This window comes from Pedococcus sp. P5_B7, from assembly GCF_054049895.1.
The window spans coordinates 1,042,415-1,064,163 of the sequence record NZ_JBFULM010000002.1 but is presented as its reverse complement, the minus strand read 5'-3'; the positions used below and the strand labels follow the sequence as shown (position 1 = coordinate 1,064,163).

The following is a 21,749-nucleotide window of genomic DNA, read 5'->3' as shown; positions in this document are numbered from 1 at the left end:
CTACATGGACCACTGGCGCAGCAACGGTCCGTCCGGACCGGTGGACCAGTGGCATTCGGCAAAGACCATGTCTGCGTTCCTCAAGCAGGTCAAGGCAACCGGCTTCGACGCGATCGACACGTTCGACTTCCGCATCTGGCAGATGTATGGCGACTACGGCGGTCCCGCGAAGTACCAGGAGATGGTCCAGGACCACGGCCTCGAGCGCATCGTCAACACCTTCCACGCGGCTGACTACGACACCCGCAACTACGCTCCCCACCTGGCGGAGACACACGAGCACATCCTCGAGGACTTCCGCGTCACGATGGGGCGCTGGTCGGAGATCCAGCTCGACAACATCATCGTCATGCCCGCAACGCTGTACTACGACATGGAGCCGATCACCGAGGACAAGCTGAAGACCACTGCGGAGCTGTGGAACAAGGTCGGCGAGATCACCGCCAGCCACGGTGTGCGCCTCACCTGCCACCACGAGTTCTTCTGCGGGATCCAGAGCGAGTCGGACATCGACACCTTCTACTCGTACACGGACCCGCAACACGTCTCCCTCTTCGTCGACACCGCCCAGCACTGCATTGCCGGCGTCGACCCGGTCGCCCTCTACAACAGGCACGCACACCGGGTCAGCGGCTTCCACTTCAAGGACACCCACCACGTTGCGGTGGGCGACGACCATCGACACCGGCCGGACTCCGAGATCATGGCGCCGACGACGTCGAAGTGGTTCTACGAGATGGGCACGCCGCAGGGCCTGGTGGACTTCGAGTCGATGATGACTGCAGTCAGGGACAACGAGTACGAGGGCTGGATCTCGGTCGAGCACGACAAGGCCAACAAGCAAGGCGGCGACTACTCCGAGAGCACCGCCGTCTCCCGCTGGTACGCACGCAATGTCCTGGAACGGATCTACTCATGAGTGGGATCAGGTGGGCCTACGCCATCAACCAGTGGAAGCCGCAGTTCGACGACTTCGTCCGCCGCGAGGAGCACGAGCGCGCTCTCAAGACCATCTCCATCGCCGGCTTCGAAGGGGTCGAGCTCACCGCCGGCACCGGGCGCTGGGAACCGCTGGGCAACCCCCAGCAGCTCACTGCCAACTTCGGGTCCGTGGCTGGTCTCCGGGACTTCCTGGACGACTGTGCCATCGACGCCGTCTCCAGCTGGTACTGGGATCCGCAGGAACGCTCTATGGAGCACCTGACCGGCCCTTTGTCACCCCTCGTCGACGCGGACGTTCCCGTCATCGTCGAACGAGCGGAGTGGTTCGCAGAGGCGTTGGCCGAGCTCGGCGGATCGATCCTGCTGGTGCGGCCCGTCCCGGGCGCCGGCGACACCGACCCTCTCGACGACGCCGCGCTCACCCGGCTGGCGCACTGCTGGGAAGCGGTCGGCGCCGCCACGGCGAGGCACGGCATACGGACGGCGCTGCACGTCGACTTCCTGTCCGCCCTCCGTCGGGGAGATGCGCTCGACAGGCTGCTGGAGCTCACCGACGCCGAGCTCGTCGGGCTCGTCGTCGACACCGGCGAGCTCACCGTCGCGGGCCTGGATCCCATCGCGGTCATCGAGAAGCACCAGGGGCGTGTCGTCCACGTGCAGTTCAAGGACGCCCTGGCTGTCGACGAGGACGAGGAGTACCTGGCGCCCCACGCGCACTGGACGGTCCGGGTGCGAGGTGGCGAACGCGAGGTTCCGCGATGGTTCGCCGAGCCCGGGGCCGACGGTGGTCTGGTCGACTTCGCGGCAGTCACGCGAGCCCTGATCCACACCGGGTACTCGGGCTGGGTCGTGGTCGAGAGTGACCAGAGCCCGCACCCTGCCGCCAGCACCCTGCTGGCCGGGTACCTCGTGCAGCGTGAGCTGCGGCCGATGGTCGAGGGGAAGCGAGCCGCCGATGCCTGAGCGACCCGACGGCATACCCAGCCGTGCCGCCACTGACACGTCGCGCGTCCGCGCGTCCAACGAAAGGCTCAACCATGTACCAGCTGTCTCCTAACATCGAACTGCTCTTCACCGAAGCGGGTGAGCACCCTGACCGGGTGCGCGCCGCGGCGGCAGCCGGCTTCGACGCCGTGGAGATGTGGGGCACGTCCACCGTCGACGTCGATGCGCTCGGCAAGGCGCTGACCGAGACCGGCCTCAGCCTCACCTCGGTGCTCGCCGAGCCGCGCACGAACTTCGCGTTGCCCTGGGAGACGCTTGACGCGTTCTTCGAAGGGCTGGACAGGGGAGTCGAGCACGCCCGCGCGCTCGGGTGCCCCCGGATCGTCCTCGGGTCGGGGGTGGGGTTCCCGGGCCAGAAGCGGGTGCAGAACCTGGCCCGCCTCGTCGAGGTCTTCTCCCAGGCCGTCGAACGGACCAAGGACTCAGGCGTGAAGCTGATCCTCGAGCCGGTGAACACGCGCGTCGACCACCCGGGCGCGCTCACGGACCGAACGGCGGACGCCGTCATCGTCGCTCGCGGTGTGGGTTCCGACTCCTTCGGGATCCTCTACGACATGTACCACTCGATCACCGAGGGAGAAGACCCGGCGACCGAGCTGGCCAACGCCGCAGGCCTCATCGACTACGTGCAGATCGCGGACTCCCCGGGCCGTGGCGAACCGGGAAGCGGCAGTCTCGACTGGGCGGCGCAGCTGGCCGTGCTCCGTAGCTCCGGATATGGCGGACCCATCGGGCTCGAGTACTTCCCGACCGTGCCCTCCGAGGAATCGGTCAGGCACATCAAGTCCATCGCTGCAGACGCGTGACGACGCCAGCCCCATCAAGGAGGTACGCATGACGCTCGAAGCCAGTGTGCTCCGACCCGATGCCGTCCGGGCCACCCCTGACGGCGTTCAGGTCGATGTCCATCTCCCGTGGTACCGATCCCTCCCGTTGTCCTGTCTCGAGGACATCACCCTGCGGCTCGGGGATGACGACGTCGACCGGGCGGATCTGAGGATCCGCCATGACGGTCGGGACCTCACCCTCGACGAGCTCGCAGAGCTCGTGGACGAGCAGTGGTTCGTCCAGGACGCCTTGCAGGTCCTGGTCGGCAACCGGTCTGGCGTCGCCGGCGAGACGCTCGACGTCGAGATAACCCTCGCCACCCGTATCCCGTACATCGTCATCGGCCCGCAGACTGCGCTCGTGCAGCGAACCCGTGTCGGGCGAAAGGTCGTGGTCCAATGAGCATCGTTCTCGGAGTCACCCTCTACTCGATGACCAACGAGTGGCTGGCGGGGCGCTTCACCCTGCCGGAGCTGGTCGACGAGGTGGGCAGGCGCGGACTGGGTCCAGGCTTGGAGCTGATCGGTTTCCAGAGCCTGCGTGGCTTTCCCGGCAAGGTCGACAAGGCTGACCTGAAGGCGCTCAGGGACGCCCTCGATCGCAACCAGCTGAGGCCCACCTCCTTGGCGTCGAATGCCGATGTGGCGCGTCGTGGCTCGGCCTGGATGGACACCGACGAGAGTGTCGAGTACATGCGGCCGCAGATCGAGCTCGCCGGAGAGCTCGGGTCCCCCGTCGTCCGGACGCAGGTAGGTCTCACCCCACAGGTCCTCGAACGGCTCGAACCCATCGCTGCCAAGGCGAATGTCCATCTGGGCATGGAGGTGCACGCGCCCGAGGGACCGAACACCCCGAAGGTCTTGGCCACGCGTGAGGCGTACGACCGGATCGGCTCGGAGCATCTTGGATTCGTGCCCGACTTCAGCTCGTGCATGCGCGCCATCCCGCCAGGCATGCTCGACAAGCTTCGTGGAGCAGGTCTGTCAGACGAAGGTGTCGACGCCCTGGTCCGCGCGTGGGAGTCCCCGGGGCCGCCATTCCAGCGGTACGGCGCCTTTGCCGAGGAGGCAAAGGGGCTTGGGGAGCCCGAACTGCCCGTGGGGCAGGCGAGGCTCGTCTTCACGATGTTCGGGCGAGAGAACCTTCAGGACTGGCGGGAGGTACTGCCTCAGGTCAGGCACGTCCATGGCAAGTTCTACGACGTGGATGACGACCTCACATCGCCGTCGATCGACTACCAGGCAATCCTCGACGTCTTCGCCGAAGCTGACCGTGAGATCACGATGTCGAGTGAGTGGGAGGGGCACGCGTACCTCGACCTGGAGGACCAGGACGCCTTCGACATGGTCGCCCGGCACCACGCCATGTGTCGTCGCATGATGGGTGGCTCGTAGGTGCGTCGCCGGATGTCGTGTTGATTTGAAAACCTTTGTAGGACAACGCGATTCGCTTCGCTTTGAAATCGATAGCGACATCAGTGTCAGTGATGTGGATGATCGCAAGTCCGGAGTTCCCAGCGCCGCCCCTGTTCTGTGACAGTGGCCACAACCACCCACATGTCTGGCCGCATCGAAGCGGCTGACAGCTAGCCAGGAAGACCCTCATGACACCTCCGAACTCACGACGCGTCATCGCCGCCGCGCTCCCGGTCCTCCTCGGGGCCTTCGTGGCTGGCTGCAGCTCCTCGAACGGCTCGTCCGCCAATGCAGCTGAACCACAGTCGATCACCTTCTCGTACCAGATCGCCAACCCCAACGCCAAGAGCGTCTACCAGACCCTCGCGGAGCAGTACGTCGCTTCGCACAAGGGCGTCACGATCAAGACGAACCCGATCAACCTCGCGTCGTACAACCAGACGCTCACCACGCAGCTCACGGCCGGAAGCGGACCGGACGTCTTCTTCATCAACGCCGGCAGTGGTCAGACCGCCTCCGTCGAGCCGCTGAAGAAGGCCAACAAGCTCCTGGACATCTCGGCCAACATCGACTCGAAGTTCATCCCGGAGAACGCCAAGAGCCTCTTCGTCTTCGATGGCAAGACGTATGCGGTCCCGGTCTACCTGGCGCCGGCCGGGCTCATCTACAACGACGTGGCCGCCAAGGAGGCCGGCGTCGTGCTGACCGGGACCTCGACGATGGACGACCTGATCGCACAGTGCGGCAAGGCACGTGACAAGGGCAAGGCGCTGCTCGCCGTCGCCGGCGCCATGTCGCCCAACACCGGCATCTTCACCACGGCAGTTGCGGCGTCGACGGTCTACGGCGTCGACCCTGAGTGGAACAACAAGCGAAAGGCCGGCCAGGTCAAATTCGCCACCAGCGACGGCTGGCGCACTGCCCTCGAGACCGTCAAGAAGCTGTACGACCAGAAGTGCTTCCAGGACGGTGCTGCTGGTGCCGGGTTCGACGCGCTGACCAACGGCATGGGTCAGGGGAAAGTGTTTGGCTTTGCTGCCCCCGGTGGTGCCGCGAAGGACATCATGGACTCTACCCACGGAGCCGTGAAGCTGGTGGTCCTCCCGATGCCCGGCGCGGGGGTCGACACCTACCTGATGGCCGGCACGCCGGATGCTGTCGCCGGAAACGCCAAGACGAAGAGCCCCAAGCTGGTCAAGGACTTCCTCGCGTGGATGACGCAGCCCGCCCAGGCCAAGACAGCCGCAGAGGCTGCTGGTGACCTTCCGGTGGGCGACATCGACACGTCGGCCGTCCTGCCCCAGTACGACGGGATCAAGAGCATCCTCGACGCCAAGCACATCGCCAACTACCCGCAGCTCGACTGGCCCAACGGCGAGGTCTACGACGCGCTCGGGTCCGGAGTGACCGGCCTGCTCACGGGACAGAAGTCCGTGGACGACGTCCTGAAGGACCTCGACAAGGCCTGGGGCTGAGGCGAACCGCTGGCAGCAACCAACCGAGCCGGTGGGACAGTGACCTGTCCCACCGGCTCGTTGCTGTTCAGGTGATTTCGATGCCGGCAGTGATGAAGAGATCGCGGAACCACTTGTGCGCCGCGTCGTTGTCGTAGGTCGGGTGCCACCACATGGTCTCCACGAGCGGGTCCGCGGCGAAAGGTGGCGGCAGGACCCGTACCTCGCCCTTGCGCTCCAGGATCCGACCGAGTCGTTCCTGCACCACGGCGATCCGGTTGGTGCCGGCCACGAGACTGCCGAGAGTCAGGTAGTTCTCCGTCACCACCTCCACGTTCGGCTCGACGCCCTGCATCCTGAGCTGTTGGACCGAGGTCGTGAAGGCGGTGCGCTGGTGAAACGTGACCGCCCAGGGGCGGTTGGCCAGGTCGTCCATCGTCAACTGCCTCGAGGCGGACTCGTCGTCGGCGGAGACGATGCAGACCCAGTCATCCTCATAGAGATCACGATGCGAAAGGCCCGTGAGGAAACCGTGTGGCATGACGATCAGGTCACGGGTGCGCATGGAGTCAGGCGCCGTGTCGACGATCTGAGGAGTGATCGAGTTGATGTGCAACCGGGAAGCAGGCGAGGCCGCACGCAGCAAGCGGGAGACGGTCGGCGCCAAGGCCTCCGTCGCATAGTCGGACATGACGACGGTGAACTCGCGATCGGCCGTGGCCGGGTCGAACTCGCCTTCGTTCGCGAAGAGGCGACCCACGGCACGAATCGCCGTGTGGGTCGGCTCGATCAGCTGCTGAGCCAGAGGGGTCAGCTCGTAGACGTTGCCGTTGCGGGTCAGCAGTTCGTCACGGAAGTGACGACGCAGCTTTCCCAGACTGGCGCTCATGGCCGGCTGGCTGAGACCCAGCCGGGCCGCTCCCCGGGTGACGCTTTGTTCTTCCAGGATGGCCTGCAGGGCCGGGAGCAGGTTGAGATCGACGTTGCGTGGCAAGGGTCAACACTCCAAGTTTGCTTGGCCGCAGTCGACGTTCACAAGTCGCACGGTACAGGCAGCATCTGGCCGTGCGCACCGAACACCGGCGACGAGCATGTCCGGCGCGGTACGCGCCCCGCCGGCTCAGTCCTGCAGGGTGAGGCGCTTGCGGTCACGTCCCCCGCCGGGGACAGGCATGTACGAGATGCGCAGGCGGATTGCCACGTCGATGTCGTGAACTCCGGACGCGAGAGGCCGGTCGAGCGGGAAGGCAACGGTGGCGCGCTCGCCCATCTCCCAGCGGTCGTCCAGGACCGCCCCCAGGTCGGCGAACGGGTAGGTCTGGCCGTGGACAGTCAAGGTGGTGACCTGGGGGTCGACTGCTTCTCCGTCCACGCTCACGTCCACCGCCTCAACCATCGACAGGCCCAGCCCGCGGTAGTAGGGGAGGCGAACCTCGACCTGGGCACCCGGCTGGGGTGTCTTGGTGGGGCGAAGGCTGTCCTCGCAGATGATGTACTTGTCGAACATGGTGCCTACCTCCTGGTGTCAGTCGTTCTCGCCGAGCAGCTGCGCAAACATCGCGTGCTGCCGTCGAACCTGCTCGCGGCTGTCGACCTCAAAGGCATCCTGGATGTGGCGGTTGCCTTCGTACTCGCTGGACAGGTAGCCGTCGTAGGCGCCCTCGACAAGCACCGGGATGATCCGGTCGTAGGGGATGCTGTACTCGGTGGCGTCGTCGGTCATCTCGTAGAACTTCGCCTGGATGTGACCGATGAGCGGCATGTGGGGAAGCAGCTCTCGCGGGTCGCGGAAGATGAAGTGGGTGGCCTGCCGGGCCAGACCCATCTCCACCGGACCGCCGCCCCGGTAGTGAACGATGTCCATCAACGCGTGGGTGTCGCCGTGGTTGTCGTAGAGGTCGACGATGTACTGGACGAGGTCTGGTCGCGCTCCGTCGCGGAGCGCGCGCTCAGAGACGACTCGGGGGAACCGCTCGACGAACGTCCCCATGTCCGGCATCAGGCCGAGGGCCTGACCTCCTTCAGCATGCATCACCTCGAGGTGCTCCAGGATCCACGGGTGCTCATAGTGGAACGGCGCGTGAACCTCGAGCAGGAGCCGGACCCCATGGTCCGCGGCGTACGAGGCCGCGTCGCGCATCACCTCCGGCGGGGTGTTGATGATCGCGCGGATGACTGGGGCTCCGAGGGCGACGGCGATGTCGACGTCCTGGCGCACCGAAGCGACCTGCTCCTCGTGTGAGAGCCACTGGCCGGCGACGCGCTTGGTGTCGAGGAACAGGTCGGTCGCGCTCGTCTCGACTCGGTAGCGTTCCAGCCAGCCATGCCACTGCTCCAGGAACTCCGGGCTGAGCCGCGGGTAACCGACGATCGACTGTTCCGGGATGATCTCGACGCCCGTTCCGCCGACCGCGGCGACGTGAGCCACGCAGTCCTGGAGCGACATCTGCCTCAGGAAGAACTCCTCCTGGTAGCTGTACAGGCTGACGCCCCGCTTGATCGTGGTGGGCATCGAGCTCCTCCTTGTTTCACCGGCTGCGAACGCCCCGACTGTGCCGCCCCCGGGCACCGGAGGGAAGGCCGGACGGCCGATCAACGGCATCAGTGCAGCGGATGCCGGTCCTCGTATCAGCCGTGGTGATGTGCTAGATCGCAGGTCTGGCCTTTCCGGAACACAGTGGCTGGGTCACAGTGAATCGAGTCGCACCTTCATTCCCGTACGGCGGCGCCGGCAGATGCCGCGCCGAGCTGACCTTCCGTCGAGGAGTTCCGAGAGCATGACGATGTCCACCAGCACCCCTGCACGGACGGCGCCCAAGCCGTCCCGCAGGCAAACCCGTCAGAGGCAAGGCAACCAGGGCCTGACGTTCGGCCGCTGGTGGTGGGCCGCCCCCGGGGTGGGTCTGCTGATCGCGACGATCTACCTCACCACCCTCAGCGGGGCGTTCTTCGCTTTCACCGACTGGTCGGGCGTCGGGTCGTTCAACTTCATCGGTCTCGACAACTTCCGCGAGATCTTCCAGCGGACCGAGCTCCTTTCGTCGCTGGCCAACACGCTGATCTTCGCCTTCGGGTTCCTCGTCATCTCAAATGTGCTCGGTCTGGCCTTTGCGCTGGCCCTCAACCGCAACCTCAAGACCCGCTACCTCCTCCGAACCCTGCTCTTCATGCCGGTCGTCCTGGCGCCCATCTCGGTCTCGTACGTGTGGGGGTTCATCTTTGCGTTCGACGGCCCTCTCAACCAGCTGCTCGGGTCCATCGGCCTCACCTCGTTGCAGCACCAATGGCTCGCGGAGCCACTCCTTGCCAAGGGCGCGATCCTGACCGTGATGATCTGGCAGAACATCGGGTTCGTCATGGTCGTGTACCTGGCCGGTCTGGCAACGGTGCCGATCGAGATAGAGGAGGCGGCAGCGCTCGATGGTGCCACCCGTTGGCAGCGTCTACGGCACGTCGTGCTGCCCACGATCCGGCCGGCTGTCGGCATCGCGACGACCCTCACCCTGATCCAGGGCCTGCGTGTCTTCGACCAGGTCATGGCCCTCACCGGCGGCGGGCCTGCCGGGGCGACGGAGACCTTGGCAACCCAGGTCTACAAGCAGACGTTTGCCTTCGGGAAGTTCGGCTTCGGGGCTGCACTTGCGCTCCTGCTCAGTCTGCTGATCCTCGTGTTCTCGGTCCTGCAGCAGTTCGCCACTCGTGAGAGGGCGTGAGCAGCAGACATGTTCCGGTACACCAAACGCACGCTGCTCCTTGAGATCGTGGTCGTGCTGGCTGCCCTGGCGTTGCTGATGCCGTTCTGGATCCTGGTCACGACGTCCTTGAAGCCCGGCGAGGAGATCCTCACCTCGGCTGCGATCGCACCCCCCAAGTCTCCGACGCTGGAGAACTTCCGAACTCTGCTGTCGCCCTCCAGCACCGCATCTGGCCAGATTCTCAAGGGACTTCTCAGCAGCCTGATCATCACCGCGGGAAGCATCGCCGGCCTGGTGGGCCTGGGGTCGATCACTGCCTACGTCCTCATCCGGAGTACGAGCCGCTGGAGCAGGCGAGCCTTCTACCTCTTCCTGGTGGCCATCGTCCTGCCGACCCAGCTCGGGGTGTTGCCGCTGTACGTCGGCGCGCAACAGGTCGGCCTTGTTGGTTCACGGATCGGGATGATCCTCATCTACTGGGGGGTTCTGCTCCCGCTTGCGGTCTTCCTGTATGCCGGGTTCTTCCGTGAGCTACCCAGGGACTATGAGGAATCCGCGATGCTCGACGGCGCATCTTCCTTCCAGGTCTTCACCAAGGTGGTCTTCCCCCTGATGGGACCTGCCACCGGGACCGTTGCGATCCTGGCTGGTCTGATCGTGTGGAACGACTTCTTCACGCCGTTGATCTTCCTCAACGGGTCCGACGCACAGACCCTGCCGGTTGTCATGTACAACTTCGTCGGCTCACTGGTCTCCCAGTGGAACCTCATCTTCGCCGTCGTGCTGATCTCCATGGTTCCGATCCTGATCTTCTACGTGTTCGCCCAGAAGAAGTTCATCCAGGGCTTCAGCGGCGGCATCAAGAGCTGATCGACGCGCCCAGCGAGTGACCCTCGATCAGTGGGACGAATGACCCGCATCGCAACCATCCTCTTCCTCCAAGTTCTGATCGGCCCGAGGCTGGTTTGCGAGCCCACACCCTTACGAAGGAGAAGAACATGCCTGCCGTTTCCAACGTGCTGGTCATCGGAGCAGGCGCTGCCGGAACGGCAGTCTCCATCCTCCTTGCGGAGGGGGGCGTGTCGGTCGACCTGGTGGACGTCAAGCCAGACGTCAGCGCTCTCGGGTCCGGCATCACCCTCCAAGGCAACGCCCTTCGCGTGCTGCGCGAACTCGGCGTGTGGGACGAGGTCGGCAAGCACGGCTACGCGTTCGACACCCTGGGCCTCCGGGCACCGGATCCGAACGGCACCCTGGTCGCGGAGCTAGAGGATGTTCGCACCGGGGGACCCGACCTTCCGGCAACCGTCGGCATGTACCGGCCCGAGCTCGCGAAGATCTTGGTAGACAGGGCAACCGACGTGGGGGTCAACGTTCGCTTCGGCGCGACCTTCACCGAGCTGGTGGACGACGGAGCTGGCGTGAACGTCACGTTCTCGGACGGGTCAGCCGAAAGGTACGACGTCGTCGTGGGGGCCGATGGCGTCCGGTCGGCCACTCGCAAGGCACTCGGGATCGAGCTGGAGCCCCGAGGCACGGGGATGGGTATCTGGCGGGTCTTTGCTCCGCGACCCCCCTCAGTGACCCGGACCGACCTCGTCTACGGAGGCCCGTGCTACATCGCCGGCTACTGCCCCACGGGTGAAGGGACGCTGTACGCCTACCTGGTGGAGGACTGGCAGGACCGCTCGGGTTTGACCGCTGAGGAGTCCCTTGAGGTGATGCGCGGGCTGTCCGAGGCGTACCACGGCCCGTGGGACGACATCCGCGCCGGAATGACTGATCCGTCTCGGGTCAACTACACGGCATTCGAGACCCATGTCCTGGACGCTCCCTGGAACCGGGGGCGCGTCGTCCTCATCGGGGATGCGGTGCACACGTGCCCTCCCACGCTCGCGCAAGGCGCCGCCCAGGCGCTCGAGGACGCGGCCGTACTGGCCGAGCTACTGCTGGCTTCTGAGGCCGTCACGGATGAGCTCTGGAACCAGTTCGTCGAGCGTCGACTGCCTCGCGCGAGAACGATCGTGGAGGCGTCTCTGCAACTGTCCCAGTGGCTCTTGAACCATGAGCGCGGTGATGTGCCCGGCCTGATGGCGCAGGTCGCCCACTTGCTCAGCAGCCCTGCTTGACGATGAAACGCGCACAACCCCAACGACAAACTGCTTCCGAACCCGTCCGCACCGTGGTGGAACCGAGGCACGACATGAAGAGCCGAAGCCGTGAAACTTGCTGCGTTTAGATATGTCGAGGACGCCGAGACGACTCGTCGCGTCGGGCTCGTCGTCGGCGACGGTCGACAGTGGTGGCTTCATCCGTTCCCCGAAGGGGTGGAGCTCGTTCCCCTGTTGGCTGCCGACCTGGAGGAGCGCGAGTCGGCTGCCGATGAGGCCGCCCAGGCTGACGGGTTGCGCCCTGATGAGGTCGTGCTGCTGCCGCCGGTCTACCCGACCGCCATGCGAGGCTTCCTGACCTTCGAGTCACACGTCGAGGGCATGCAGCTCGCCCTGGGAACACCTGGGGTCCCCGAAGAGTGGTATGCCGCACCGGTCTTCCAGTTCATGGCACCCCACTCAGTGGTTGGGCCATACGACGATGTCCCATATCCGCCCGGGACCGAGCTCCTGGACTTCGGCTTGTCGCTCGGCGCCATCGTGTGCCGCGACGTCCGTAACGAAACGCCCGACAGAGCGCGAAGCGCAATCGGGGGCTACTGCGTGGTCAACGACTGGTCGGCTCGGGACGTACAGAGATCCGAGATGCAGGTGAACTTTGGCCCCAGCAAGGGAAAGGACTTCGCGACCACTGTGGGCCCCTGGGTGGTCACGGCGGACGAGCTCGAGCGTCACGTAGACGATGAGGGTTTCCTGGACCTCGCCATGTCGGTCAGCGTCAACGGAAAGCGGGTGGGGGCGGACGTGTCCGGGCACATGAGCTGGACATTCGAACAACTGGTCTCCCACGCTTCTCGAGCGTCCTGGGTCAAGACGGGAGAGGTGCTGACGTCCGGCACCTGCTTCTCTGGATCCTTGGCCGAGGCCTGGGCCAGGGCGGGCCACATCGAACCGCCCGCATTGAGGATCGGCGACGTCGTCGAGATGACCATTGAAGGCATAGGCAGCATCCAGAACCGTGTCGTTCGCCGATACGGGTCGGTTCCTCCTGTCCAAGGCGTACGGCGTCGGGTCCCCCGAGACCTCCGAGTCCCGCGTCAGGCTGCCCGAGCAGCCGATCTCGCCGGCCTTTCGCCGGCGTCCAAGCCACGCCGGCCCGCGAGCGCCACCCCCCGTCCCGCAACGATCGAGAAGGATCCCCAGCCATGAGCGGAAACGTCAACGAGTTCGGCATCACCCACCTCCGCCACGTCGACCTGGCGGTGCCGGACTACGACACCCAGCGCGCCTTCTACCGCGACACGTGGGGCCTCAGCGAGGTCGGCAGCGATGGGGACCTCTCGTACCTGGCTGCCGAAGGCTCGCCCGAGCAGTACGTCGTGCGGCTTCGCCGTTCAACGGACAAGCGCCTGGATCTGATGGCGTTCGGGGCCGAGTCCCGTGAGGCCGTTGACGCGCTCGCCGCGAAGCTCGGGTCCGGGGGCGTCCAGCTGGTGGGTGAGCCGGGCGAACTGCAGACCGCTGGCTCGGGGTACGGGTTTCGCTTCTTCGACGGGGACGGCCGTACGGTCGAGATCTCGACCGACGTCGAGACGCGGCAGCACCGGGCGATCGAGGAAGGCGAGGCCATTCCCGTCCGCCTCTCCCACTTCGTCGTCAACAGCAATGACATCGAAGCCACCAAGTCCTGGTACGAAACGCATCTCGGCTTCAAGCACAGTGACAGCCTGTCGAGTCCCCGCATGGGGGAGATGATGCACTTCATGCGGTGCAACGACTGGCACCACTCGCTGGCGATCGCTCGCGGTCCGCACACCTCCGTCCACCATGTCTCCTTCGAGATGCGAGGCCTGGACGAGTACATGCGTGGCACAGGCCGTGTCATGCGAGCAGGCATCAAGAAGGTCTGGGGTCCGGGTCGCCACCTCGCCGGGAACAACACGTTCTCCTACTTCCTGGATCCCAGTGGCAACACCATGGAATACACCACTGAGCTCGAGAGACTGGAGACGGATGAGTGGCACCCCAGCGTCTACGACATCTCAGACCCGAAGAACCAGGACCAGTGGGGCACCGCTGACCCGATGAGCGAGCTGATCGCCCGAGAGTCGTTCAACGATCCCGACCGTGGCGTCTTCGTCCCCCCGCCGGTCTGACGCATGAAACTGGCCAGTGTCCGGCTGCCGCACGGGGCGACCGTGGGGGCGGTCGTCGACGAAGACATGGTGTTCCCCCTCCCTGACGGCGCGTCCATGACCGCCCTCATTGCCGGAGGGCTGGAGCCCGCGTTGGCGATCGGTGCCGAGGCGCGGCGCGGGGCTGGCGTGCGCCTCGACGCGGTGACCCTGCAGCTCCCCTATCGCCCACCGAGCATCCGGGACTTCGTCACCTTCGAGGCCCACGTGGAGGGCGTTCGCAAGAGCGTCGACGGCGCATCGGGGGTCCCGGACGCGTGGTACGACGCGCCGACGTTCTACTTCACGAACCCGCACGCTCTGTATGGGCCCGGTGCAGCCATCCCCAGGCCGAAGGAGTGCAAGGCCTTGGACTTCGAGCTGGAGGTGGCGTGCGTCCTTGGCCGAGGAGGGACCGATCTGGACGAGAAGCAGGCGCATGAGTCGATCTTCGGATACACGATCATGAACGACTGGTCTGCGCGCGACATCCAGTCCCGGGAGATGAAGGTCGGACTCGGGCCGGCCAAGGGCAAGGACTTCGCAACCTCCATCGGGCCGTGGGTCGTCACCGCCGATGAGGTCGACGACCTGCACACGGTGGACGGGTTCCTGGACCTCGACTGCAGCGTCACGGTTAACGGCATACCGGTAGGGCACGACCGGCTGTCGAACATGAACTGGACCTTCGCCCAGATGGTCGCCTACGCCTCACGCGACTCGCTGGTCGTACCCGGCGACCTCTTGGCCTCCGGGACCACGGGTGGTGGTGGTTGCCTCGCGGAGCTGTGGGGCCGCCGCGGCCGCCAGGACCCGCCTCCGCTTGAGCCCGCCGATGAGGTTCGTATCGACGTCGAACGCCTTGGCGTCCTCGTGGGCAGCGTCGCACAGACAGCCTAGAACGCCCTTCAGGAAACGTCGCGGAATGTGCCCGGGTGTGTGCCGTCGCCCACCCGGAGTCGTCTGCGCAGATGGAATGGGAGCACCGCAGCCTTCCCCGGGCCCGCGCTCAGGTACGGCAGCAGGAGCTCCATCGAGACCTCGACGTCGTACTCGTGCCCGCGCTGTACCTCCACCGGCCCGGTGATCACGAGTCGGTCCTGGAGGAACCACCACTGGTCCGAGCGTGTCAGGTCGACCAGGTCTTGGTCCTGCCCTCCGATGCGAACCTGCAAGTCCTCAACCCTCAGGGGCTGCGCGGCGATCGTCACGGCGAGCTGCAGCACACAGGACACCGGAAGAGACCTCATCCAGGGAAGGCCGACTCGCAGCGCGAACCCGCTGGGGTCGACGCCGAGTGCGTCTTCGCGAAGCTCCCAACCCATCTCAGACCCGCTCCTGGTGCGGACGATGTCCTGGTGCTGGCGTGGGTAGGTCCAGGACMTCGGCGMCGAKGTCCAGGTGTTTCAGGGTCATCTCGGTTGCGCCTCCGGGTCCGTCCCACCAGTCGTGCCCACCCCACTCACTGCACAACGTGCCGGAGAAACCGTGCCGGTCCAGGGCGACGCCGAGCTCGGCAATGGGACGCGTCACCCTGCCGTCGGCGTCGTCCAGGTCCCAGAACTTCAGCTGGACAGCGCCGACGTGGGGCAGGAAGGGTTCGAGCTCCGCGACTGTCCAGGTGCCGAAGCGGAAGACCATGGTCATGTAGAGCGCCATCGCGGTGGGTGGCACCTGTCCCGCGTCGAGGCAGTTCCGGATCGCGGCCATGGTTGCGGGGTTCCCCCAGTCGGCGGTGACTCGGTCGAGCAACCCGACAGGTACGCCTGCCTGACTCAGGGCCTCCAGATAGCTGACCGGTAGCTGCGGTGTCACCATGCTGGAATCGAGGACGATGCTGAGCCGCGGATCGCCCAACCCCTCGAGGGCCTCCATGGCCTCGTCGTAGCCGGCCGTGCCGGGACCCTGCGTTCCTTGGATCTCCTGGTACAGCACCAGATCCAGCTCGTGCAGGAGGGGGAGCAGCTCGCTGAGGAGCGAGCGGTCAGGCTGACCAAACGGGAGCCGGACGCCGACGGCTCCGAGCTGCTTCGCCGCCCGGAGCTGAGGCGTCAGGAACGCGGCCCGTTCGCGCTCGCTGCGTCGATGCGTCGGCGTCACCCAGTCGTCGAGACCGACCCCCACGATGCTGATCCGGGCGCCGGCGGCTTCCACGGAGTCCCGCATCCGGTGCACCTCGTCCGGCTCCATCGACGGGAATGACCGGAAGCACTGGCCGGCCTCGATCTCCAGGACCGGGCAGACGTGTGGGGCCACGACCCCCGCGACAATGTCCAACGGGGACTGGGAGGCACGAAGAATGTCCCGGGTCCAGTTGAAGGAGCTGGCAGAGAGAACCCAGTCGCCCGCACGAGGTGGCACTGGGTTCCTCAGGCCGCCGACGTGAGAGCTGCCGGATCGATCGTCTTCTCGACCACGACCCGGTTGGGGACGTAGCGACCGGGCGCAATCTGCATGTAGAGGAGTCGCAGCTCCAGAGTGAGCTCGAGGGAGAAGGGCCCAGTTGTCGGCTCCCAGGGAATCACCACATCGACGCGGTCCTGCAAGAACCACAGGGTGTCCCACTGATCGGGGAGTTCCTCGACCCGGTAGGCCTTGTCGCGAAGGACGAACTGAAGGTCCTCTCGGGGAACTTCCTGCCCGTCGACTCGAACGGCGACGTCCTTGACGGCGGACAGCCACAGGCTGCGGTACCACGGAAGCTGTACCGAGATCGCGAGGCCGCCTGGGCGCAGGCTGACGTCCTTGGGCTGGAAGAGAGTGTTGTGAGTGGCCACGGTTCACCTCGGGGTTTCGTTGGTGTTGCGGTCGGCGACGGCCTGTTCGATCGACCGCCGGATCAGGTGGTGCTGCTTCGTGACCAGGTCGATGGGGTCCGACTCGCCGAGGTCGGCGAACGCGTGGCCCTCCCATTCGCTCGAGAGGTAGCCCTTGAAGCCGCCGTCGACGAACTGCTTGATGATTCGCGGGAGATCCATCGCGGGCTCATTGCCGTGTTCGTCGATGTCGAAGAACTTGGTGTGCACGTGGAAGATGATCGGCATGATGTCCTGCCACTCTTCCGGTGCCACCAAGCCGTGCATGTTGAATGCGAGCCGAGAGAACGGACCTAGGCTCTTGGGGTCGACGCCCTGCGACCGCAGGTACTCCTCGAAGGCCTCGTTTCGCTCGTGCATCGGAAGCGGCGCCCGCCAGAACTCCTGCATGGCCTGAAGGTGCTCGTCCTGGAGACCCATCGTGCGCAGGGTCCTGAACAGGGTGGGGGACAAGCTGTGCATGGTCGAGCTGAAGTCGGCAGTGAAGCCGAGCCTGTCCGAACCGAGCTCCTCGTAGGTCTCTCGGATGGCCAGGATCTTGGGGTCGTTGGGGCCTGCGGGGGCGTGGAGCTCATACCCCAGTCGCTGGTCGTACTTCTCAGCGAGGGGGAGCAGTCGCCGCAGGAGCTCTCGACCTGCGTTTCGGATCACCACGCGGTTGAAACCGAGGCGATGCGCGCTCTTGAGCTGGATGGCCAGGAAGTCGTACTCCTCGTCCGGCGTCATATCGCGGTCTGGGCGTCGTCCCATGTCGAGGTTGGTGCCCATGGCGCTGGGTTCGAGCTCAAGGCGTTCCATCGTGGAGTGCCAGAGCGTGACGAACTCCTCGTCGACATCTGGGTACGTGCGCAGCATCTGCGCGGCGTTGAACTCAACGCCGGGGCCGAGCCCCTTGCGTGAGACCTCCTCGAGGAGAGACTCAAACGTGTACTGACCTGCGGCCCACTCTGAGGTCAATGAATACAGCGTGATGCCAAGCGAAATGCCCGTGCCGGCCACGTTGGAGTTGCTGATGGCTGACTGGGAGGAGGTCAGGATCTCGGTCATGTCCTCAGCCAAGCCGAGGTCCGCCCCCTCGGGAACCACCAGTCGCCGATGCCGGCCATCAGCAACAATTGGTTCCGGTTCGAGCCATCGCGTGAGCACCAAACACCGAAGGGTTGCGGGCCAGTCGCTTCGTGGATGCGCGGCATCAGCAATGCAGGGTTTGCGCAGCCGCGTGGCACCGGCAGAGTCGGCGTAAGACATCGACCGACCTAGCCGAGGACACCCGTGTTCGAGTACTTCCCTGGAAACTACATCTGGAACCTCGGCGTCGTCGCCACGCTCAACTCTGGCGGGATGATCGACGAGGTGGACCGCGCGTGCCGTCCCATCCGCGACCTGGCCGATAAGGGTGCGGACGTCGGGACCCAGCAGTTCATGGCGTCATGGCGTGATGTGGCCGACCAGCTCGAGTCACAGGCGAAGGCGGCCGAGGCAGCCGGGCACGAGCGTACGGCCGGCCAGAAATACTTCCGCTCGGCGGCATACCTGTGCCAGGCCGAGCGAATGCTGTCGAACTCGTCCCCAGATCGCATCCCCACCTACAAGCACCTCCTCGAGGTGATGGAGCGCTCCTTCGAGCTGGTCGACCCCGCCACCACACGCGTGGAGGTGCCGTTCGAGGGGACCACACTGCCGGCATACTTCACCAAGGCCAGCACCGACGGTTCACCGGTGCCCACGGTGATCATGTGGAACGGGCTGGACTCGACCAAGGAACACATGTACTGCTCTGGGTGGCCCTCCGAGATGGCTGCCCGAGGTATTTCGGTACTCCAGGTGGACTGTCCTGGATCAGGGGAAGCGCTGCGCCTCCAAGGCCTCACGGCGCGCATCGAAACCGAGGGGTGGGCTGCTGCGTGCGTCGACTACCTTGATGCCCGCGCCGACGTGCGCTCGGACCGAATCGGACTCGTCGGCTGGTCCTTGGGTGGGTACTACGTTCCGAGGGCCGCAGCCTTCGAGGACCGCCTGGCCTTCGCCGTGGCCTGGGGGGCCAACCACAACTGGGGTGGCGTACAGAAGCGCCGGCTGGAGCGCGAAGGGGAGAACCCCGTGCCCCACTACTGGGAGCACGTGCTGTGGGTCTGGGGACACTCGGACATCCCGACGTTCATCGACTACGCAGAAGGAGTCACCCTCGAGGGCGTGGTCGAACGGATCCGCTGCCACCTGTTGATCACCCACGGGGAGAACGATCGACAGATCCCCGTCGAGCTGGCGTATCGCTCCTACGACCAGGCCACCAGTGCGGCGTCACGCACACTCCGTGTATTCACCCCGGATGAAGGCGCGACGGAGCACATCGGTTTGGACCACCTCCCCCACGTCGGCGCCTATACGGCCGACTGGATCCAGGACACCCTCGAAACGCTGGACTGTGACTCGCAGAGCTGACGAGGGGGCGCATCGTGCTGACCGCGCCTTGTCGTCAGTCGGGGCTACGCCACCATCAACACGGTTGCTGAAACAAGGGTTGCCACGAGCACGGCCCGGTCAACGTGGGCTTGACTCAGGCGCCGGGCGGTCCGAAGCCCGACCCAGGTGCCGAGCAGAACCGCCGGAGCAAGCACGAGGACCGCACCAGGGTTGCCCGGAAAGCAGGCCAAGACCGGCGCTGAGCGGCACCTTGCACAGGTGATCCCGAGGAAGAGCACGGCGTTGGTGCCCAACAAGCGTCGCTTGTCGACCCCTCTCGCCACCAGGTAGAGCGTCATCACCGTTCCTGCAGCGTTCGCGGTCATCGTCGTGAAACCCGCAGCCAGACCGGTCGACAGGCTGGCCCACCCGGACGAGGCGTGGGTTGCTATCTCCCGTTCGGCGCGCTGGATCATCAGCTGAAGCAGCCCGAGAACAAACAGCATTGCCGCTAGGGCGGCCAGGTGGCCGAGGCCGAGGCGTTGACCCAACCTCCGTTGCGGTAGGTCGCGTCGACCTCGGCGGTGACCGTGCCGGACGCGTCGTCGCCCCACTCCGTGACGATGGTGCCCACCCAGCGCCCTGACGTCGACGTGGCCGTGCACGAGATCAGGTCGCCGTCCTGGTCGCACGAGCTCCAGTCGCCGGACGCGCTGCGGAGGACGACGCCGGACGGCACCCTCAGGAGGAGCCGCACGGCACCGGTGGTGCCCTGCGCGTGGGCGTCCACCTCGATCGTCGTCGCGTCGGCGGGGCCCGAGATCCCCATCCAGACCCGCAGTGGCCTCGTGGCAACCGTCGTCGACGGCGTTGCCCTCGGTGTCGTCGGAGTGGACGACGGTGCGGGGGTGCGAGGTGACGAGGCGGACGGTCGCGGCGCGCTCGCGGAGGTCTTCGCGGGTGGCGGAGGGGTGGAGGTCCGCGTCCCCGCGGTCTCGCGGGGCGTGGTCGGTGTCGCCGTCTCGGTCGGGGACGGGCTCGGGGGCTCCTGTGGCGGAGCCGGTGGCGTCGTGGTCGAGATCCCCTGAGCCGAGGGTGGTTTGGGTGGCGGGTCGTCGGGCGGGATCAGCAAGGCAGCCGACACCGCCGCAGCGGCGCCCATGGCGGTGGCGACGACCTTGCCGGCACTCAGCTTGGCGACCAGGGACGAGGTGGTGGCGCTCGCCCCCGACCCGCTCGCGGCGGACGCGCCGACCCCTCCCGCACCCGCGGCGGATGCGCCGACCCCTCCCGCGCCCGCGCCGACCCCTCCGGCGGCGGTGGCGCCGGCCGCACCCGCCAACGCATGGGTCAGGAACCCCGGCGCGGTCAGCAGCACCGCTGGCCCCAGCATCGATCCGAGCTGCTGCTCCACGCGCTGCAGCTCGGCGAGTCGTCCGGGGCAGGTGACGCAGGTCGTCAGGTGGTGGGCCAGGTCGTCGGCGGCGACGGACCCATCGACGGCGAGCATGGGCAGCCGGCGCACGAAGGGCTCGCAGCCGGGCTCCAGGCCGTTGGTGCTCAGGTGGGTCTGGAGATAGGCCTGCCGCAGCCCTCGCCTGGCCCGCTTGGCGAGGGCAGCGACGGCGTTCGGGGAGATCCCGAGGTCCTGACCGATCTCGATGTTGCGGTCACGGTCGACCGCCGTGCGCCAGAGGATCACCTGCCAGCGACGTGGCAGAGCCGCGAAGGCCTGGCGCATCATCGAGATCTCGGTCTGCCGGGACATCGGGTCGGCGGGGCCGCGCGAGCCGTCCTCGAAGCTGGCGACGTCGTCGGTGAGGACCTCGGAGGAGGATGCGCGGCGCGAGCGGGTGGCCGCGAGGTTGCGCACGGAGGTGAGCAGGTAGGCGCGGACCGAACCGGTGGGGCCCCCACCGGAGGCGAAGGCGCCCAACATGTTGGAGAAGGCGTCGGAGGCGAGCTCCTCCGCGTCGCGGGGTTGCCGGGACGTCCGGCGCGCTGCCGCGAGGGCGGCCGGGTAGTGACGCACCCACAGCTCGACGATGGCTTCCTGCGACCCATCGCGCGCCTGCTCGACGAGGTCGAGGTCGGTGGCCAGCGGGTCTGCGCTCACCGGGCCTCGCGTCCGAGGAGGTGGCGGTAGCGCGCCGCGCGCCCACGCCGCGGCCAGCCGTCACTCACCCCGGACGCAGCGGCTGCCGCGGTGACGGCGACGGTGCCGACCGTGAGCCGTGGGCGGCGCCGGATGGTGCGCTCCGCCACTGTCGCCAGCACCGAGAGGACCTGCGCCAGGGGCCGCGCGTCGGGACGAGCCCCGGCGACGCCCGTGTCGGCCTCGTCGAAGGGCCGGTCGCCTTCGTCGCAGGGCAGGTCGGCGTCGTCGCAGCCGACCGGGGTGTGCAGCGTGGCCACGTGGAAGGTGCGCTCGCCCCTTCCGCCCTGGTCCCGGTCCACCTGGTACTCGACATCCGCCGCGCACAGGGCACCGATGGCCGTGCGGTAGGGGCCGGAGAAGGTCGCTCCACCGGTGCGGGTGTCGAGTGTCACGACGACGTGAGGTCGTTCGACCTCCTCGGCCTCCAGGCCGAACGGCCACCGGCCGATCGCGCCGGCCCGATCCGGCTCGGGGCAGTCACTGGGTTCGGGAAAGTCGCTGCCGGTCGAGGTCATTCGGAGGTCCCCCTCTTCGGTCGGTGGTCGACTGGACGGTGGTCGACTGGACGAGGGGCGCACGGGTCAGGTCGGCCAGCGCCGGCCCCCCGGTCACGCCTTCAGCTGGAGGACGCGGCTCCAACTGGAGGACGCGGCTTCAACTGGAGGACGAACGGCGACGCCTTTGGTGACGCAGACCTGCCGCGTGCGGGGCTCGACGATGTCCGTGATCTGTAGCCAGGGCCCCCACA

23 protein-coding genes are annotated in these 21,749 nt (G+C 66.5%); 13 read left to right on the top strand and 10 right to left on the bottom strand.

From position 1 onward, the window contains the following. Window positions 1-67: 67 nt before the first annotated feature. The 6 genes from ACXJKD_RS07985 to ACXJKD_RS07960 all read left to right on the top strand — a co-directional run bounded on the left by ACXJKD_RS07985 (window position 68) and on the right by ACXJKD_RS07960 (window position 5,665). Window positions 68-919 (top strand): sugar phosphate isomerase/epimerase family protein, encoded by an 852-nt coding sequence (locus tag ACXJKD_RS07985; protein ID WP_457253935.1) that lies wholly within the window; start codon window positions 68-70, stop codon window positions 917-919. Then, on the top strand, window positions 916-1,905 hold the full coding sequence (locus ACXJKD_RS07980; RefSeq protein WP_457253934.1) for a sugar phosphate isomerase/epimerase family protein: 990 nt from the start codon (window positions 916-918) through the stop codon (window positions 1,903-1,905). Before ACXJKD_RS07985 ends, ACXJKD_RS07980 begins: the two co-directional genes overlap by 4 nt. 74 nt (window positions 1,906-1,979) lie before the next feature. Then, a complete protein-coding gene (locus ACXJKD_RS07975; protein WP_457253933.1) occupies window positions 1,980-2,753 on the top strand; it encodes a TIM barrel protein in 774 nt (257 codons plus the stop codon). 28 nt (window positions 2,754-2,781) lie between these two features. Beyond that, entirely contained in the window at window positions 2,782-3,177 is a 396-nt protein-coding gene (locus ACXJKD_RS07970) for a C-glycoside deglycosidase beta subunit domain-containing protein (protein WP_457253932.1), read from the top strand. Beyond that, complete coding sequence (locus tag ACXJKD_RS07965; protein ID WP_457253930.1) at window positions 3,174-4,169, top strand: sugar phosphate isomerase/epimerase family protein; 996 nt, start codon at window positions 3,174-3,176, stop codon at window positions 4,167-4,169. Before ACXJKD_RS07970 ends, ACXJKD_RS07965 begins: the two co-directional genes overlap by 4 nt. A gap of 209 nt (window positions 4,170-4,378) precedes the next feature. Continuing rightward, window positions 4,379-5,665, top strand: a complete 1,287-nt coding sequence (locus ACXJKD_RS07960) for an ABC transporter substrate-binding protein (RefSeq protein ID WP_457253929.1) — start codon at window positions 4,379-4,381, stop codon at window positions 5,663-5,665. Between the two features lie 67 nt (window positions 5,666-5,732). Here ACXJKD_RS07960 and ACXJKD_RS07955 read toward each other — a convergent pair whose 3' ends face one another. From ACXJKD_RS07955 to ACXJKD_RS07945, 3 genes are all read right to left on the bottom strand, one after another. Then, complete coding sequence (locus ACXJKD_RS07955; protein WP_457253928.1) at window positions 5,733-6,638, bottom strand: LysR family transcriptional regulator; 906 nt, start codon at window positions 6,636-6,638, stop codon at window positions 5,733-5,735. Window positions 6,639-6,764: 126 nt separating this feature from the next. Beyond that, window positions 6,765-7,151: a C-glycoside deglycosidase beta subunit domain-containing protein gene (locus ACXJKD_RS07950; RefSeq protein WP_457253927.1), complete on the bottom strand. Its 387-nt coding sequence runs from the start codon at window positions 7,149-7,151 to the stop codon at window positions 6,765-6,767. An 18-nt stretch (window positions 7,152-7,169) separates the two neighbouring features. Continuing rightward, window positions 7,170-8,156, bottom strand: a complete 987-nt coding sequence (locus tag ACXJKD_RS07945) for a sugar phosphate isomerase/epimerase family protein (RefSeq protein WP_457253926.1) — start codon at window positions 8,154-8,156, stop codon at window positions 7,170-7,172. A gap of 265 nt (window positions 8,157-8,421) precedes the next feature. Here ACXJKD_RS07945 and ACXJKD_RS07940 point away from each other — a divergent pair, with 265 nt between their 5' ends. The 6 genes from ACXJKD_RS07940 to ACXJKD_RS07915 all read left to right on the top strand — a co-directional run bounded on the left by ACXJKD_RS07940 (window position 8,422) and on the right by ACXJKD_RS07915 (window position 14,524). Continuing rightward, window positions 8,422-9,357, top strand: coding sequence for a carbohydrate ABC transporter permease (locus ACXJKD_RS07940; protein ID WP_457253925.1), 936 nt, complete (start codon window positions 8,422-8,424; stop codon window positions 9,355-9,357). 9 nt (window positions 9,358-9,366) lie between these two features. After that, window positions 9,367-10,209 carry a carbohydrate ABC transporter permease gene (locus tag ACXJKD_RS07935; RefSeq protein WP_457253924.1) on the top strand — a complete coding sequence of 281 codons (843 nt, stop codon included), beginning with the start codon at window positions 9,367-9,369 and terminating at the stop codon, window positions 10,207-10,209. 95 nt (window positions 10,210-10,304) lie between these two features. Then, window positions 10,305-11,468, top strand: coding sequence for an FAD-dependent monooxygenase (locus ACXJKD_RS07930; RefSeq protein ID WP_457253923.1), 1,164 nt, complete (start codon window positions 10,305-10,307; stop codon window positions 11,466-11,468). Window positions 11,469-11,558: 90 nt separating this feature from the next. Then, entirely contained in the window at window positions 11,559-12,659 is a 1,101-nt protein-coding gene (locus ACXJKD_RS07925; RefSeq protein WP_457253922.1) for a fumarylacetoacetate hydrolase family protein, read from the top strand. Further along, entirely contained in the window at window positions 12,656-13,606 is a 951-nt protein-coding gene (locus ACXJKD_RS07920; protein ID WP_457253921.1) for a VOC family protein, read from the top strand. Before ACXJKD_RS07925 ends, ACXJKD_RS07920 begins: the two co-directional genes overlap by 4 nt. 3 nt (window positions 13,607-13,609) lie before the next feature. After that, window positions 13,610-14,524: a fumarylacetoacetate hydrolase family protein gene (locus ACXJKD_RS07915; protein ID WP_457253920.1), complete on the top strand. Its 915-nt coding sequence runs from the start codon at window positions 13,610-13,612 to the stop codon at window positions 14,522-14,524. Window positions 14,525-14,532: 8 nt separating this feature from the next. Here the strand turns inward: ACXJKD_RS07915 and ACXJKD_RS07910 are convergent, their stop codons facing one another. The 4 genes from ACXJKD_RS07910 to ACXJKD_RS07895 all read right to left on the bottom strand — a co-directional run bounded on the left by ACXJKD_RS07910 (window position 14,533) and on the right by ACXJKD_RS07895 (window position 17,688). Then, window positions 14,533-14,850, bottom strand: coding sequence for a hypothetical protein (locus tag ACXJKD_RS07910; RefSeq protein ID WP_457253919.1), 318 nt, complete (start codon window positions 14,848-14,850; stop codon window positions 14,533-14,535). Window positions 14,851-14,950: 100 nt separating this feature from the next. After that, window positions 14,951-15,880 carry a restriction endonuclease subunit R gene (locus ACXJKD_RS07905; protein WP_457253918.1) on the bottom strand — a complete coding sequence of 310 codons (930 nt, stop codon included), beginning with the start codon at window positions 15,878-15,880 and terminating at the stop codon, window positions 14,951-14,953. 113 nt (window positions 15,881-15,993) lie between these two features. Further along, on the bottom strand, window positions 15,994-16,401 hold the full coding sequence (locus ACXJKD_RS07900; protein ID WP_457253917.1) for a C-glycoside deglycosidase beta subunit domain-containing protein: 408 nt from the start codon (window positions 16,399-16,401) through the stop codon (window positions 15,994-15,996). Window positions 16,402-16,404: 3 nt separating this feature from the next. Next, the gene (locus ACXJKD_RS07895; protein ID WP_457253916.1) at window positions 16,405-17,688 is read right to left on the bottom strand and encodes a sugar phosphate isomerase; all 1,284 of its coding nucleotides are present in this window, start codon (window positions 17,686-17,688) and stop codon (window positions 16,405-16,407) included. Between the two features lie 24 nt (window positions 17,689-17,712). On the opposite strand from ACXJKD_RS07895, the gene ACXJKD_RS07890 reads away from it, so the two are divergent. Further along, window positions 17,713-18,882, top strand: a complete 1,170-nt coding sequence (locus ACXJKD_RS07890) for an alpha/beta hydrolase family protein (RefSeq protein ID WP_457253915.1) — start codon at window positions 17,713-17,715, stop codon at window positions 18,880-18,882. 44 nt (window positions 18,883-18,926) lie between these two features. Here ACXJKD_RS07890 and ACXJKD_RS07885 read toward each other — a convergent pair whose 3' ends face one another. From ACXJKD_RS07885 to ACXJKD_RS07875, 3 genes are read right to left on the bottom strand one after another with little or no spacing between them, the layout of a single operon-like run. After that, the gene (locus ACXJKD_RS07885; RefSeq protein WP_457253914.1) at window positions 18,927-19,349 is read right to left on the bottom strand and encodes a TSUP family transporter; all 423 of its coding nucleotides are present in this window, start codon (window positions 19,347-19,349) and stop codon (window positions 18,927-18,929) included. Between the two features lie 5 nt (window positions 19,350-19,354). Then, the gene (locus ACXJKD_RS07880) at window positions 19,355-20,959 is read right to left on the bottom strand and encodes a sigma-70 family RNA polymerase sigma factor (RefSeq protein ID WP_457253913.1); all 1,605 of its coding nucleotides are present in this window, start codon (window positions 20,957-20,959) and stop codon (window positions 19,355-19,357) included. Continuing rightward, window positions 20,956-21,516 carry a hypothetical protein gene (locus ACXJKD_RS07875; protein ID WP_457253912.1) on the bottom strand — a complete coding sequence of 187 codons (561 nt, stop codon included), beginning with the start codon at window positions 21,514-21,516 and terminating at the stop codon, window positions 20,956-20,958. The genes ACXJKD_RS07880 and ACXJKD_RS07875 overlap by 4 nt, the downstream gene beginning before the upstream one ends. Between the last annotated feature and the right edge of the window lie 233 nt (window positions 21,517-21,749).

What these genes read in the sequence shown, in the direction of transcription:
- ACXJKD_RS07985 (WP_457253935.1), top strand. Translation starts at nt 68, where the DNA reads ATGTCTGCGTTCCTCAAGCAGGTCAAGGCAACCGGCTTCGACGCGATC.
- ACXJKD_RS07980 (WP_457253934.1), top strand. Translation starts at nt 916, where the DNA reads ATGAGTGGGATCAGGTGGGCCTACGCCATCAACCAGTGGAAGCCGCAG.
- ACXJKD_RS07975 (WP_457253933.1), top strand. Translation starts at nt 1,980, where the DNA reads ATGTACCAGCTGTCTCCTAACATCGAACTGCTCTTCACCGAAGCGGGT.
- ACXJKD_RS07970 (WP_457253932.1), top strand. Translation starts at nt 2,782, where the DNA reads ATGACGCTCGAAGCCAGTGTGCTCCGACCCGATGCCGTCCGGGCCACC.
- ACXJKD_RS07965 (WP_457253930.1), top strand. Translation starts at nt 3,174, where the DNA reads ATGAGCATCGTTCTCGGAGTCACCCTCTACTCGATGACCAACGAGTGG.
- ACXJKD_RS07960 (WP_457253929.1), top strand. Translation starts at nt 4,379, where the DNA reads ATGACACCTCCGAACTCACGACGCGTCATCGCCGCCGCGCTCCCGGTC.
- ACXJKD_RS07950 (WP_457253927.1), bottom strand. Translation starts at nt 7,151, where the DNA reads ATGTTCGACAAGTACATCATCTGCGAGGACAGCCTTCGCCCCACCAAG.
- ACXJKD_RS07945 (WP_457253926.1), bottom strand. Translation starts at nt 8,156, where the DNA reads ATGCCCACCACGATCAAGCGGGGCGTCAGCCTGTACAGCTACCAGGAG.
- ACXJKD_RS07940 (WP_457253925.1), top strand. Translation starts at nt 8,422, where the DNA reads ATGACGATGTCCACCAGCACCCCTGCACGGACGGCGCCCAAGCCGTCC.
- ACXJKD_RS07935 (WP_457253924.1), top strand. Translation starts at nt 9,367, where the DNA reads ATGTTCCGGTACACCAAACGCACGCTGCTCCTTGAGATCGTGGTCGTG.
- ACXJKD_RS07920 (WP_457253921.1), top strand. Translation starts at nt 12,656, where the DNA reads ATGAGCGGAAACGTCAACGAGTTCGGCATCACCCACCTCCGCCACGTC.
- ACXJKD_RS07915 (WP_457253920.1), top strand. Translation starts at nt 13,610, where the DNA reads ATGAAACTGGCCAGTGTCCGGCTGCCGCACGGGGCGACCGTGGGGGCG.
- ACXJKD_RS07895 (WP_457253916.1), bottom strand. Translation starts at nt 17,688, where the DNA reads ATGTCTTACGCCGACTCTGCCGGTGCCACGCGGCTGCGCAAACCCTGC.
- ACXJKD_RS07885 (WP_457253914.1), bottom strand. Translation starts at nt 19,349, where the DNA reads ATGCTGTTTGTTCTCGGGCTGCTTCAGCTGATGATCCAGCGCGCCGAA.
- ACXJKD_RS07875 (WP_457253912.1), bottom strand. Translation starts at nt 21,516, where the DNA reads ATGACCTCGACCGGCAGCGACTTTCCCGAACCCAGTGACTGCCCCGAG.